The 13,099-nt window shown below is 68.7% G+C and carries 12 protein-coding genes; 9 read left to right on the top strand and 3 right to left on the bottom strand.

Translation table 11 applies throughout. From position 1 onward, the window contains the following. Nucleotides 1-9 precede the first annotated feature (9 nt). A complete protein-coding gene (locus IR212_RS01350) occupies nt 10-1,305 on the bottom strand; it encodes a DUF4192 family protein (protein ID WP_194397254.1) in 1,296 nt (431 codons plus the stop codon). Between the two features lie 141 nt (nt 1,306-1,446). On the opposite strand from IR212_RS01350, the gene IR212_RS01355 reads away from it, so the two are divergent. The 9 genes from IR212_RS01355 (at nt 1,447) to IR212_RS01395 (ending at nt 11,029) form a co-directional block, all read left to right on the top strand. Beyond that, entirely contained in the window at nt 1,447-1,641 is a 195-nt protein-coding gene (locus tag IR212_RS01355; protein ID WP_194397255.1) for a hypothetical protein, read from the top strand. A 107-nt stretch (nt 1,642-1,748) separates the two neighbouring features. Beyond that, on the top strand, nt 1,749-3,215 hold the full coding sequence (gene cls / locus IR212_RS01360) for a cardiolipin synthase (RefSeq protein WP_194397256.1): 1,467 nt from the start codon (nt 1,749-1,751) through the stop codon (nt 3,213-3,215). Then, nucleotides 3,212-4,429: a glycosyltransferase family 39 protein gene (locus IR212_RS01365; protein ID WP_194397257.1), complete on the top strand. Its 1,218-nt coding sequence runs from the start codon at nt 3,212-3,214 to the stop codon at nt 4,427-4,429. The genes cls and IR212_RS01365 overlap by 4 nt, the downstream gene beginning before the upstream one ends. A gap of 33 nt (nt 4,430-4,462) precedes the next feature. Then, nucleotides 4,463-5,341, top strand: coding sequence for a hypothetical protein (locus IR212_RS01370; protein WP_194397258.1), 879 nt, complete (start codon nt 4,463-4,465; stop codon nt 5,339-5,341). After that, the gene (locus IR212_RS01375; protein ID WP_194397259.1) at nt 5,338-5,625 is read left to right on the top strand and encodes a PqqD family protein; all 288 of its coding nucleotides are present in this window, start codon (nt 5,338-5,340) and stop codon (nt 5,623-5,625) included. Before IR212_RS01370 ends, IR212_RS01375 begins: the two co-directional genes overlap by 4 nt. Nucleotides 5,626-5,640: 15 nt before the next feature. Beyond that, nucleotides 5,641-6,981: an O-antigen ligase family protein gene (locus tag IR212_RS01380; RefSeq protein ID WP_194397260.1), complete on the top strand. Its 1,341-nt coding sequence runs from the start codon at nt 5,641-5,643 to the stop codon at nt 6,979-6,981. Between the two features lie 140 nt (nt 6,982-7,121). Then, nucleotides 7,122-8,876 carry a tyrosine-protein kinase domain-containing protein gene (locus IR212_RS01385; protein ID WP_194397261.1) on the top strand — a complete coding sequence of 585 codons (1,755 nt, stop codon included), beginning with the start codon at nt 7,122-7,124 and terminating at the stop codon, nt 8,874-8,876. Nucleotides 8,877-8,879: 3 nt separating this feature from the next. Continuing rightward, complete coding sequence (locus tag IR212_RS01390; protein ID WP_194397262.1) at nt 8,880-9,953, top strand: glycosyltransferase WbsX family protein; 1,074 nt, start codon at nt 8,880-8,882, stop codon at nt 9,951-9,953. Beyond that, a complete protein-coding gene (locus tag IR212_RS01395) occupies nt 9,950-11,029 on the top strand; it encodes a glycosyltransferase family 4 protein (protein WP_194397263.1) in 1,080 nt (359 codons plus the stop codon). The genes IR212_RS01390 and IR212_RS01395 overlap by 4 nt, the downstream gene beginning before the upstream one ends. 84 nt (nt 11,030-11,113) lie before the next feature. Here the strand turns inward: IR212_RS01395 and IR212_RS01400 are convergent, their stop codons facing one another. Continuing rightward, entirely contained in the window at nt 11,114-12,118 is a 1,005-nt protein-coding gene (locus IR212_RS01400) for a glycosyltransferase family 2 protein (protein ID WP_194397264.1), read from the bottom strand. Next, nucleotides 12,115-13,089: a glycosyltransferase family A protein gene (locus IR212_RS01405; RefSeq protein WP_194397265.1), complete on the bottom strand. Its 975-nt coding sequence runs from the start codon at nt 13,087-13,089 to the stop codon at nt 12,115-12,117. Before IR212_RS01405 ends, IR212_RS01400 begins: the two co-directional genes overlap by 4 nt. Nucleotides 13,090-13,099 lie beyond the last annotated feature (10 nt).

Genomic DNA, 13,099 nt, shown 5'->3' on the forward strand with positions numbered 1-13,099 from the left:
CGCACAGCATCACGCGGGCGGTGACGCGCGGAACGCCCAGTCGGGCAGGTGGCCGGCGCCGACGAACGACAGCACGATCTCGGACAACCCGTGCTCGGGCTCGATATCGAGGGCGCGCTCGGCGTACGACGCCGCGTGGGTCGAGCGTCCCAGCGCCCACGACAGCCACGCGCACATCCCGAGCGCTCCCGGCTGTGACCGCTCCGGCGCCATCGCCGCGGCGTGGCGCGTGATCTCGAGCGCCGACTCCAGACGGCCGGCGTCCGGCCGGTCGCCCTCGCCCCACATCCGCATCGCGAGGTGGGAGGGGTAGTCGGCCCCGGCCTCCCACCGCAGCTGAGCGTCGAGGGCCTCGTCGCCCTGCGCAGCATCACCGCTCCACTGCACCAGCGCGACGTCCCGCAGCGACGGGCGCGCGAGGCACCAGATCAGGGCCGCCCACTCGTACGCATCGCACATGGCGGGTGGGGCGCTCAGCGCCTCCTCGTACAGTCCGGGCAGATCGTCGAAGCGGCACGCCGTGCTGAGCGCCCGCGGATCCACTCGGCCCCCGGACTCCACCGGACAGCCCGTGTCGAAATCGTCGCTGACCGGCGCGGGAACGGGTCCGAGATCGCAGGCGTACGTGGCGGCCGCGAGCTCGGAGTCGGCCCCCGCGTCGGCACTCGCGGTCAGGGTGCTCGCGGCGTCGGCCGCTGCCGTCGTGCGATGGGCGGTCGCGCCGACCGCTTCGGGACCGCAGAGCAGGGCGACAGCTCGATCCAGCGCGTCGAGCGCCTTCGCGACGCGCTCCCGCTCCTCAGTGGTGCACTCCGGAAGCGCCGCGCCCGAGGATTGATCGCCGTCCGGGGCGGGCAGGCCGGTGAGCCCGGCAGAGGTCGCATCGAGGTCGTCCAGCGACCGGCCGGCCGGCGGGCACGCGGGATCCAGCGTCGACCCCCACGCATCGCCCGCGACGCACAGCAGGTCGGTGAGCCGCAGGCCGCACGCCTGGGCGCGGCGCTCGAGGGCGTCGAGCAGCGCGCGATGCGGCATCCGATCGTCATCGTCGAACCGCCGGTCGGTGTACACGATCGCCGCCACGGCGTCGGCGTCCGGCAGGCGGCAGGCCGTGCCGAGGACGGTGGCGGCGGTGCTGTCGGCCGCTTCGCCGGGCGGCAGATCGAAGCGCATGGCACCGAGGCTGCGCCCGTGGTGGAAGGGGATCAGCACCAGGCTCTCGGTGGGGATGTACCCGAGCATGCGGGGGACGAAGGTGAGGAACTGTGCCGCGTCGGCGGCTCTGACGACTGTTGCCGGGGTCATGGGACGACTCTGTCGACGTCGGACCCGTCATGGCCGACGAGGATGCCGCTCGCGGAACAACTCGGCTCGAACGATCGTTCCGGCCGCCTGGGGAGGAGCGGGCGCGGAGTCGTCGCCGGCGGACGGCGTATCCTGGAGGGCATGGATTACTGGGTCGCGGTGGTGTGGACACTTCTGCCGACCGTCGTCGTCTCGCTCATCTTCTTCTTCGTCATGCGCGGGGTGATGCGGGCCGACCGCAACGAGCGACGTCTGTACGCGAAGGTCGAAGCGGAGGAGCGCGCCCGCCGCGGCCTGCCGCCGGCGCCCACCGGTGCGGCGCCCGCCGATCGCTGAGCCCAGATCCCCTCTCGAGCCGCCGGTCGCCACGATGCGCGGCATGTCGGTCGTGCCCCGATACGCTGGGCTGACCGTCCCGCCGCGACGTCGAGAGGCACCCGCCGATGATCACCATCACGTTCGATGCGACGTGGTGGGCGGTGCTCGTCCTCGTGCTCGATCTGACGATCCGCATCGCGGCGATCATCATCGTCCCTCGCAACCGCCGGCCCACCGCCGCGATGGCGTGGCTCCTCGCGATCTACTTCATCCCCATCATCGGCGTCTTCCTGTTCCTGCTCATCGGCAACCCGAGGCTGCCGCGCAAGCGCCGGCGCAAGCAGGAGCGCATCAACGAGTACATCCACGACACCAGCGCCTCGCTGGACTTCGGAACGCTGCGCCCGCACGCCCCGTCCTGGTTCACGTCGCTCGTCACACTCAACCGCAACCTCGGCGCGATGCCGCTCGCCGGCGACAACTCCGCGCAGCTCATCCCCGACTACCAGGAGAGCCTCGACGCCATGGCCGACGCGATCCGGGCGGCGGAGCGGTACGTGCACGTCGAGTTCTACATCTTCCAGGCGGATGCCTCGACCGACAACTTCTTCCGCGCGCTCGAGGAGGTCGCGGCCCGCGGTGTGCCGGTGAGGGTGCTGCTGGACCACTGGGCCAACCGCGGCAAGCCGAAGTACCGCCGCACGATCAAGCGCCTGGACGCGATGGGCGCGCAATGGCGCCTGATGCTGCCGGTGCAGCCGCTGCGCGGCAAGTACCAGCGGCCCGACCTGCGCAACCACCGCAAGCTGCTCGTCGTCGACGGCCGGGTCGCGTTCACGGGCTCGCAGAACGTGACCGACTCGACGTACAACCTGCGCAAGAACATCCGGCGCGGCCTGCACTGGGTCGACCTCATGGCGCGCATCGAAGGCCCGGTCGTGGCATCCGTCAACGCGGTCTTCCTCAGCGACTGGTATAGCGAGACCGACGAGGTGCTCACCGACGACATCGACCTGTTCGACGTGCAGGCGGGCCCCGGCGACCTCGACTGCCAGATCGTGCCGTCGGGGCCGGGATTCGAGTTCCAGAACAACCTGAAGCTCTTCGCCGGGCTGCTGTACGCGGCGCAGCGGCAGATCATCGTGGTCAGCCCCTACTTCGTGCCCGACGAGGCGCTGCTGCTGGCGATCACAACGGCCTGCCAGCGCGGCATCCATGTCGAGCTGTTCGTGTCGGAGGAGGGCGATCAGGCGATCGTCTACCACGCCCAGCGCAGCTACTACGAGGCGCTGCTGCGCGCCGGCGTGAAGATCTGGATGTACAAGCGGCCGTACATCCTGCACACCAAGAGCCTCACGATCGACGACGAGGTCGCGATCATCGGCTCCAGCAACATGGACATGCGCTCGTTCGGTCTCAACATGGAGATCTCGATGCTCGTGCGCGGCGAGGAGTTCGTGCGGCAGATGCGCGGGGTCGAGGACATGTACCGCTCCCACTCCCGCGAGCTCACGCTGGCGGAGTGGGAGAAGCAGCCGCTGCGCTCGACGATCCTCGACAACCTCGCGCGGCTGACTTCGGCGCTGCAATGAACGCGGTCCACACCGCCCGCTTCCTCGCGCGAAGCGAGGTCGTCGCACTCGTCGCGCTGGTCCTCACTGCCCTCATCTGCGGCGCCGCAGCGGCCGTCATCGTGCCCCCGGGCCTGCCGTATGACGAGCCAGCGCATTGGTCGAACGTGCTCTTCTACGCGAGGGAGCGCGCGTTGCCCGTGCTGGGAGAGGAGGGTGTGCTGTATCAGGCGCAGCAGGCGCCGCTGTACTACGCCGTGGCGGCACTGATCATGTCGGTCGTGGGGGAGGGCGGGGAGGGGCTCCTCGCGGTTCGTCTTCTGGGAGCGCTCGGTGGCGCGGTGGTCGTCGGGGTGACGTTCTTCCTCCTGCGGGCAGCAGTGCCTCGCGACCGGCTGGTGGTCGCGACCGGGACCGCTTTCGTCGCGCTCAATCCGATGCTGACCGTGATGGCGGCGTCGGTTCAGAACGACTCGTGGGCGCTGGCGGCCGGCTTCGGTGCCGTGCTCGCAGCAGTGGTCTCGCGACCGTGGAACAGCTGGGCGGCGGGTGCTGCCATCGGCGCACTGAGCGCAGCGGCGATGCTCGTCAAGGTCAGCATGGCGCCGCTCGTGGTGGGCATCGTCGCGTGGCTCCTTCTGCACAGGCGGGTGCGGACCGCCGTGGTGGCGACGGTTGTCGTCGCCGCCTCGACCGCATGGTGGTTCGTCCGCAATCTGCTGCTCTACGGCGATGCGACCGGTCAGGCGGGGGTCGAGGCGGCGGGTTTCGAGTTTGGAACCGGCGGGCTATCGGTGGATGCGCTGGCGCGCTCGGTTCTCACGTACTTGAGCGTTCCCACCGAGTACTTGCGCAACACCCTCGTCTCGCCCTGGTGGGCGGACGTGCTCATCTTCTTCATCGCGGCGGCGATCGCGGCGGGAGGAGTCATGCTGCTGCGGCGGGCCCGAGAGATCGGCGACCGTGCGCCACTGCAGCTGGTCCTCATCGTCGGCGCCGCGTCGGTGACGGCGTGGCTGCTGCAGGTGAACCTCGGCTGGCAGGTCGCGTTCCGGACCGCTTATGGAGTGATCCCTCTCGTCGCGCTGGCCTACGGGGGAACCACCCTGCTGGCGAGGCGTCCTCTCGGACGGATCGCGGTGGCTTGCGTCGCTTGCGGATTGCTGCTGGTCCTCGGCGCGTGGGTGGCGACCGCCCTCGTCATCACTTCGCCACCGGCGATGCTGCCCTTCTGACTGAGCGTTCGCAGGCACCGTTAGGCTGGCCCGGTGAGCGACGGGCTGGGTCGGGAGGCCCCGGTGAGCATTCCCTCGGTGGTGCGCGTCAGGCTCGCTCGTCCTGCCGTGCAGCTCATCGCTGACGAGGTCGGGGCCGACATCCTCCACATCAAGGGCGATGCCGTGGACACGTCGCTCCGAGCCGTCGCCCAGCCCGGAACGGATGTCGACGCGCTGGTTCGTCCGTCCCAGGTGGCATCGCTGGACCGCGGTCTCAAGGCTCACGGCTGGCAGGTGTACAGCACCTTCCGGTATGGCTCGCCCTTCGGTCACGCTCAGACCTACCTGCACCCCACGTGGGGTTACTTCGACCTCCATCGGTCGTTTCCCGGCGTGCGGCGTGACGCTGAGCAGGCGTTCGAGCTTCTTTGGCGGGAGAGGAAACGGCTGGAGATGCCGGGGGCGCGCGGCAGCGCGCCGGCTCGGGAGGCGCAGGCGGTGCTGCTCGTGCTCAACGACGCCCGGAATCGAGCCCGGGTTCCCGATCCCGTGAACCGGTGGATCGACGGGGGCCGCGTGGATGCCGATGCCGTCTCGGCGTGGGTCGACCGACTCGAGGCGCGTGTCGGATTCGCCGCCGCGACGGGAGACCTCGAACGCTACCGAGGAGAGCCCGACTACCCGCTGTGGCGCGTGACCACCCAGGGTGGTACCCGCGTCGCAGAATGGCGCGCCCGAATCCGTGCCGCGCCGACGTTCGCCGAGGCGATCCGGATCGCCGCCCTGGCACCGGTCGTGAATGTCGAGCAGCTCGCGCATCGCCTGGGCCGCTCTCCCACCCGCCGAGAGATCGTCGCCGGCTTCTTGGCGCGTCCGCTGACGGCGATCAGGCAGCTCCCGCGACGCCGTACTGGTGGGGGAACGCGGTGACGGGCTTCGTCCCAGGGCCGGGCGTCGGCTTCGTTGTGGAAGCGGGCGACGTCTACGTCGCCCGCCTTCCGGACGGTCCGATCCTCCAGCTGACCGACACGGCCGCCCTCATCTGGGAGGCTGCGCTGGCAGGTCCACGGCAGACGCTGGTGATGCGGCTCGCCGAGCTGGTCGCGGCCGAGCCGGCCAATATCTCCGGAGACGTGATGGACTTCATCGATCGACTGACTCGCGAAGGGCTGATCAGACCTGCCCCGGTGGGAGATACTGAACCCATCGGATAGCCAGGGGGTGATCCCATGCAGACGGCGATGTGGCGGGATCGCCTCGCACAATGGTGGGCGGGGGCCTGGCGGTGGGTGTTGATGGCGGCCGGTGCGGTCGTCGCCGTCACCGTATTGCTCGGACAGCAGTCCGCGATGGGGCTGGTGACCGCCTCGGCGATCGCCGGTCTGGTGATCGCCGCCGCATTGACGCCGCGTGTGCCCCTCGCTGTCGCCCTGATGGCGACGCCGGCGTTGTTCATTCCTGTGCGCGCGGGTCTGGGCGGTGCGGATCTCTCCGTCTCGGACGTCGCCCTCGCGGCCGCCTTCGGCACCGCGATCCTCCTGGGGCACCGGCCCTACAGCCGCCCTTTGCGGCAGATCTTGTGGCTGAACCTCGTCTATCAGTTCGCCACGCTGTTCACCGTCATCGTCAATCCCTACGCCGCGAACACGGTCGAATGGTTCCACGCGTGGCTTCTCGTCTCGGGAGCGATCATCGTGGGGTGGGCGCTCGGTCGCGCCGGCTATGCCCGCCCGGCGCTGATCCTCATGATCGGTGCGGCGTGCATGATCGCCGTCGGAACGATCGTGACGGGTCTCATCCAGTTCTCGCGCGGCGACCTCGGGCCGGTGTACCCGTCCTGGCCCGTGGAGATGCACAAGAACTTCGCCGGCACGGTGATGGCGTTCGCCGCAGTCGTCGCCTACGCGAATCCTCAGTGGCTCTCGCTGACACGTGGGTGGGCGCGAGCCGCCTTCTGGCTCCTCTGTGTCGGTATCGTGCTCACCCAGTCGAGGCAGGCGGCGCTCGGCCTGATCGTGGCAGTCGTCGTTCTGGCGCTCCGGCGCGGCGCCGGAGGCAACCGGCACTCGCGCCTCGTCCTGCTGCTGCTGGCTCCAGCGGTGTGGTTGATCGCGGTCATGGTCTTGGATCAGGTCAGCTCCGACAATCAGTTCAACTCGGCCAACACCCGACTCGAGTGGCTGCGAGCGATGTTCGCCTACTGGAAGGAGGCGCCCGTCTTCGGACACGGCCTCCGGTATTGGTACCAAGGGGGATGGGCGGACTTCCAGCCGCCGCAGGCGGAGGTCGAGGTTGCCGTGTCGGCCGGGGTGGTGGGCCTGATCGGCTTCATCGTCATGTGGCTCGGCATCCTGGTGATCCTCTGGCGTGTGGATCCGGTTTACGGCACGCTCGCCTTTGCCGTCCTGCTGAGCCGTCTCGTGCAGTCGCAATTCGATCTGTTCTGGGTGGCCGGGCAGGTGTCGATCCCCTTCGTGATCGCGGGCATTTGCCTGGGCGCGCAGGCATCGGCGGCCGAACGCCGCGAGAGTTTCACCGCCGACCTGGCGGCGCCGGTGGCGCGACGGTGACCGGCGGGGCCGCCGGCCGTGCCGCAATCCGGGCAGGCTCGGCGAGCGGCCCGATGCGTATGATCGACACCAGCGCCACGTGAGAATGCGCCTCGTCGCGTGGGGTGGGGGCGTAAGCGTGCCGGGGTTGGGGGAGCTGTATGGAACTGCGGGACTACGTGCGGGGATTGCGACGCCATTGGCTGGCGATCGTGATGATGGTTCTCGTCGGATTCGGCGCCTCTTTCGTCTGGGTGCAGCTGCAGACGCCCGTCTATGAGGCGGCCGCCGATGGCATCGCCAAGCTCGATCAGAGCGAGCTGGACGAGCAGAGCATCATCCAGATCGGTGACCCGGCGGCGGCGGCCAAGGTCCCCTCCTTCCTCGTGATCGCGGGATGGCGGGATGTCGCCCAGTACGTGATCGAGGATCTTGGTCTCGACACCACCCCGGAGGAGCTGATCGAACGCGTCGCCGTGAGCAACCCGGAAGGTACGACCATCCTCCGCGTCGTCGCCCAGGCGGACAGCCCGACGGCTGCGCGCGAACTGGCGGAATCCTGGCTTCGTGGCATGGTCGACACCATCGACCAGGTCGACGGCAACGGCAGCCCGGGCTCCGCTCCTGTGAACATCGTGGCGGGCGACTCGGCCTCGCTGCCGTCAGAGCCGATCTTCCCCGACCTTCGCACATCGCTGATCGTGGGTGGTGTGATCGGGCTGGGTTTCGGCGTCGGCTTCGCTCTCATGCGAACGGCATCCGATCGCCGGGTGCGCACCGCCGACGACGTGGAGAAGAAGACCGAGGTCGCCGTCGTGGGCACCCTCCCCTTCGCCAAGCAGTCGGGGGCGGAGACGCGTCTGTTCGATCCCGACGCCGCGCGAGGCGGCCCGGGATTCGCGGTCGCGGAGGCGCTGCGAACCCTTCGCACCAATCTGCAGTTCATGGATGTCGACAACCCTCCGCGGACCATCGTCATCACCAGCCCCCTGCCTGGAGACGGCAAGTCAACCGTGGCGTGCAATCTCGCCCTCACGCTCGCAGCGAACGGCTCGCACGTCGTGCTGGTCGACGGCGACCTCCGACGTTCCAAGGTGGCCGAGACGATGGGCGTCAGCTCCAGCGCGGGCCTCAGCGATGTCCTTGCGGGGCGCGCCGAGGTCGTCGACGTCCTGCAGCGTGCTCCGCAATCGAAGAATCTCTTCGTCCTCGCCGCCGGAAGCCCACCGCCGAACCCCAGCGAGGTGTTGGGCTCTGCGCGCATGAAGCACCTGCTGGATGACCTCGCCGAGCACTCCACGGTGATCATCGACGCCCCGCCGCTCATCCCCGTCACGGACGGCGCCGTCCTGTCGCATCAAGCCGACGGAGCCCTGGTCGTCGTGAGCCTCGGCAAGACGACGTTCGACCTGGTGGAGAAGGCCTTGGACACCCTGCGAAAGGCACGGGGACGCGCTTTGGGGATCGTCTTGAACAAGGTTCCCCTCCGGGGCGCTGATGCATCGCCGTACTCGTACGAGTACCAACGCCACTACAGCGCTGGGCACGCCAAGCGTGGCGCGCCGGCCGCCGCAGCCGAAGCGGTGCCGTCTGCCGCCGACGAGCCACTCTCGAGCAGCGGTGGGCGCCCAGTCGATCACACCCGCCCGACCTTCCTCGCGGCAGCTTCCCTCGACGCCGCCGCTTCGGATGAGGCGGGTGCCATGGATGACGTGGGGGGCCTGGATGCCGAGGCGGCGGAGGTGCGTCCGACCGCACAGCCCTCCCCCCGGAACAGTGGGGCAGCGCCCGCCTCCGCGAGCGCGCCCGCCGAGGGTGGGGGCGTCTTCGACGAGCTGTTGGCTCCGGACCACGACGGCTCCGCGCACGGTGAGCAGACAGGGGCGCCTCGCCGGCATCGGGCACGGAGAGGCTGAGGGGTGTCGCTGGAACTGAGAGCACGCGCCGTCGCCTTCTACCTCCCCCAGTTCTTCCCCATCCCCGAGAACGACGACTGGTGGGGGCCTGGGTTCACCGAGTGGACCAATGCGGCCAGGGCCCGGCCGCTCTTCCGTGGGCATCAGCAGCCGACTCTGCCTGCGGACCTCGGGTTCTACGACCTTCGGGTACCAGAGACACGCCAGGCGCAAAGCGACCTTGCGCGGCAGTACGGCGTGGAGGCATTCGCGTACTGGCACTACTGGTTCGGCGAGGGCGATCGGATCCTCGACCGTCCGTTTCGAGAGGTGCTCGAGAGCGGTGCGCCGGAAGTGTCCTTCTGCCTGGCGTGGGCCAATCAATCGTGGACGGGCATCTGGCACGCGGCAGGAGACAAGGTCCTCAAGCACCAGCGCTACCCGGGCCCGGAAGACGATCAGCGGCACTTCGACGCGATCCTGCCGGCCTTCCGCGACCCGCGCTACCTCCGTGTGCGCGGCAAGCCGGTGTTCTACGTCTTCCGCCCGGAGGAACTGCCCGATGCCCGTGCTTTCGTCGACCGCTGGCAGCGGATGGCAGAAGCTGCGGGACTGGACGGCATCTATCTCGTCGCCGAGGCGAGCGATCTCCTCGGGGAGGGTTCGCGATACACGAGTGCGGAGCAGGACGGCTTCGATGCTTCGGTCTACATGCGGCTTCCCGCGAGAGTCACTCCGGCAACCCGACTGAAGATGCGCGCTCGGCGGCGCCTCCGCGGCGGGCCCGAGATCTGGCCGTACTCCGACTCCGTCGTCGACACGTTCCCGCGGCACCCGCAGGTGCAGCCATGCGTCTATCCGAACTGGGACAACACTCCGCGCTCCGGCCGTCGCGGTCTGGTGGTGACGGGAGCGACTCCCGACGGTTTCCAGCGCAACGTCGAGGCGGCTGCCGCGCTGCTGGGCGATCGCCCGCCGGAGGAACGACTGCTCTGGGTCAAGTCCTGGAATGAGTGGGCCGAAGGCAACCATCTGGAGCCGGATCTGCGCGACGGCCACGGATGGTTGCGCGCCCTGCGAGCGGGGTTGGCGACATGACGGACGCCGAGCCGGCGTCCGTTCCGTTGCGGATCGCGATGATCTCGTACTACCTGCCCAGCGAGAGCAAGATCGGAGTCGGCTACCAGGTTCACGCCCTGGCCAATGAGCTCGTACGGCGCGGTCATCACGTCGACGTCTTCAGTCCCTGCGCTCCCGTCGACGGCGCGCTGTACGGACATGTCCACTTGCCGCTCACCGGATCTCTTCGCACCTTCCGGTTCGCGTTCGTGATGCGCCGACAGGATCTGTCCTCCTACGACGTGCTTCATGCGCACGGCGAGGACTACTGGATGTGGCGGAGACGGGTCCCTATGCACGTCCGGACTCTGCACGGCTCCTGCTTCGAAGAGGCGATACACATCCGCGGGATCGGCGAGAAGCTGCGCATGGTGCTGCTGGGCTTCACCGAAGTTCTGGCGAGTGTGGTCGCTGATCACACCGTCCTCATCTCGCCGCAGACCCGTCGGTGGACGCCCTGGGTTCGCACGGTCATCCCGAACGGAGTGGATGCCGCCCGCTTCGCGTCGGACGGTTCAGCCCGGGCTTCCCAGCCCACGGTGCTCTTCGTCGGCACATGGCATCAGCGCAAGCGCGGCGCGGAACTGGCGCGCATCTTCTCCGAGCAGGTGCGCCCTCACGTTCCGGATGCCTGCCTCCGGATGGTGACGCAGGATGCGCCGTCCGAGCTGCCCGATGGTGTGCAAGCGCTGGGCCGCTTGTCCGACGATGAGCTCGCACAGGAATACCGCCGGGCGTGGGCGTTCTGTCTTCCCTCGGCTTACGAGGGATTCGGCATCCCCTACGCCGAAGCGATGACCGCCGGCCTGCCGGTCATCGCGACTCCGAACCCGGGAGCACGCTTCGTGACCGGCGACGGCCGCTATGGTGTGCTCACCGACATGGCCGGGCTTGGAGCGGAGTTGACGGCGGTGCTGAGGCATCCGTCGCTGCGTGATCGTCTCGGTGCTGCAGCGAGAGAACGTGCGCGGGACTTCGACCTGCGTCTTGTTGCGGACGCGTACGTCGGCGTCTACCGCGGACGCACCCGCGCGCGCCACGGCGGCGGCGCTTGATCGCCAGCGCCAGGCGCTTGAGGGCAGGCGGCTTCTCGGCGATGATCCGAGCCCAGCGCGGAAGACGGTCGAACGGCCGAGAGCTCACGACCCGCCCGCTTCGGCAGGGGAGAAGACTCCGATCGGATCCCAGGTCCGCCATCGGGTGGGGCTGTCCACGATGATGCGCTCCGTCGGCGGGATCGGCCCGTCGGCGCCGACGCCATCGTCGGAGAGATATCGGGCCCAGAGGTGCTGTCGCTCTTCACCATTCAACGAAGCCCAGTACCGCCAATGGGTCGCAATCGATGAATCCATGCCCGCGGCTTCGAGCGCCGCGACGCCGTGCTCGACCTTTCGGCTGTACTGCTCGATCGATCGATACGAGAAGTGGAGCATGTGCAAGCCGCGAACTGGCGTCTCGGTGGAGTCACGAAGGGCGTGGTTGCCCTCCCCCACGAATGCCCAGCGGCGGGCGCGGAAGGTGATGCGAAGCCATCGGCTCTCGCGTCGCTCTACCTGCACAGGTCCGGGGGTGCCGAGCTCGATACGCCGCCTCGACACCGTCGGGTAGACGTTCCGGAAGTCGCACCATACGGCGTCTACGGTCTGACGAGCCAAGAAGGAAGCGACGCTCTCGCCCTCGGCGAACCAGAACTCGTCGGCATCGAAGGGAACCACCCAATCGGCTCCTGCGCGCCAGGCGAGGTGGGACAGGTACGACACCTTGCCGCCCTGATGAAACCCCACCTGGCGATCGGTTCCGACGTGGACGCGATGGTCGTCGGCCGCAACCCGATCCAGGACCGAACGCGTTGCATCGGTGGAGAGGTTGTCGACCACGATGACGCCGGCCAAGCCCTGCGAGAGCATATGGCGCACCGTGTGCTCGATGATGTCTTCCTCGTTGCGCGCCATGCAGACGCCCCACACGGAGCCGGCGATCCGCGGGCGGCGGGCCAGCCCGGGAACGGTGATCATCGCATTCGTGCGCCGCTGAGTCGGCCCGAACCGCTCCAACTGCAGGCGAGACAAGATCTTGGCCCGCTGCAGGCTCGAGAGGACCGTCGGCGGCAGGATCGCGATGAGGCGCGCCTTGAGCGACTTCACGTTCGGCGTCCGGGGACAATGCGCCGCAGCATTCTCTTGCCCCACCGGGCAAGCCAAGTCGTGCGCGAGCCCCGAGGAACCGTCAGAACCAGAAGCGCCATCTGCTCGGCGGGCGACAGCTCGGTCTCGGAGAGCCCCAAGAGGAGGTGTTCCACGTTGGGCCCGATCTGCGGGTGGGTGGGGAAGACGCCTCCAAGGCGGATGCTCGCCATGGCTGAGAGAAGCGGACCGGCCATGGGCGAGGTCGTCGTCGCCGATGCCGGGTGCACGCGATACAGGAGGTCGCGCGTGTCTATCCGGTGGATGCCTCCCGCCATGCGGGCGACATTCAGATTCAGGATGTGGTCGTCGAGGGCTCGCGCGTGCGGGGTGCAGCCCCCCGCCGCGATCGCGATCTCGCGCTCGTACAGCACGGACGTGGTCAGCATGGCGGCGCCCATCATGAGGCGCTGCACGGTGATCACCTCGGTTCTTTCTGCGACGGAGGGATAGGGCGCCCCATGGATCAGAGTGCTTTCCTGGCCGGGGTTGATCCACAGTTCGGGCCACCGCTCTCTGCCGTCGCCGACCGCTTCGAGGGCCGGTCGGTCAGACGTCACCGCGAACGGCGTCTCCGTCGAGGCGACGGCCGCCACCCCGGCTGTGTGGGCGTAGTCCACCAGATTCCGCACGCGATCGTGGCGCCAGAGGTCGTCCTGATCGAGGAAGGCCACCCAGCGCCCGCGCGCATGCGCGAGGCCACGATTTCGCGCGACGGCCACGCCGAAGTTCTCCTGGGCGAGAACCGTGCGGGCGACGCCGGATCGCCGTGCGATGTCGAGCGAGTCGTCGGTTGAGCCGTCATCAACGATGATGACCTCCAACTCCGTATAGTCCTGCGCGCCGAGGCTCTCCAGTGTGGCGGCGAGATGCTGAGAGCCGTTGTAGGTCGGCACGATGACCGTGACGAGGTCATGCGGTGTGGACGGCATCGACGTCCCG

Source organism: Microbacterium atlanticum, from assembly GCF_015277815.1.
Taxonomy (GTDB): Bacteria; Actinomycetota; Actinomycetes; order Actinomycetales; family Microbacteriaceae; genus Microbacterium; species Microbacterium atlanticum.

Excerpts from the sequence above, each read along its gene's own strand:
- cls (WP_194397256.1), top strand. The coding sequence starts at position 1,749 with ATGATCACCATCACGTTCGATGCGACGTGGTGGGCGGTGCTCGTCCTC.
- IR212_RS01405 (WP_194397265.1), bottom strand. The coding sequence starts at position 13,089 with ATGCCGTCCACACCGCATGACCTCGTCACGGTCATCGTGCCGACCTAC.
- IR212_RS01365 (WP_194397257.1), top strand. The coding sequence starts at position 3,212 with ATGAACGCGGTCCACACCGCCCGCTTCCTCGCGCGAAGCGAGGTCGTC.
- IR212_RS01395 (WP_194397263.1), top strand. The coding sequence starts at position 9,950 with ATGACGGACGCCGAGCCGGCGTCCGTTCCGTTGCGGATCGCGATGATC.
- IR212_RS01355 (WP_194397255.1), top strand. The coding sequence starts at position 1,447 with ATGGATTACTGGGTCGCGGTGGTGTGGACACTTCTGCCGACCGTCGTC.
- IR212_RS01380 (WP_194397260.1), top strand. The coding sequence starts at position 5,641 with ATGCAGACGGCGATGTGGCGGGATCGCCTCGCACAATGGTGGGCGGGG.
- IR212_RS01350 (WP_194397254.1), bottom strand. The coding sequence starts at position 1,305 with ATGACCCCGGCAACAGTCGTCAGAGCCGCCGACGCGGCACAGTTCCTC.
- IR212_RS01385 (WP_194397261.1), top strand. The coding sequence starts at position 7,122 with ATGGAACTGCGGGACTACGTGCGGGGATTGCGACGCCATTGGCTGGCG.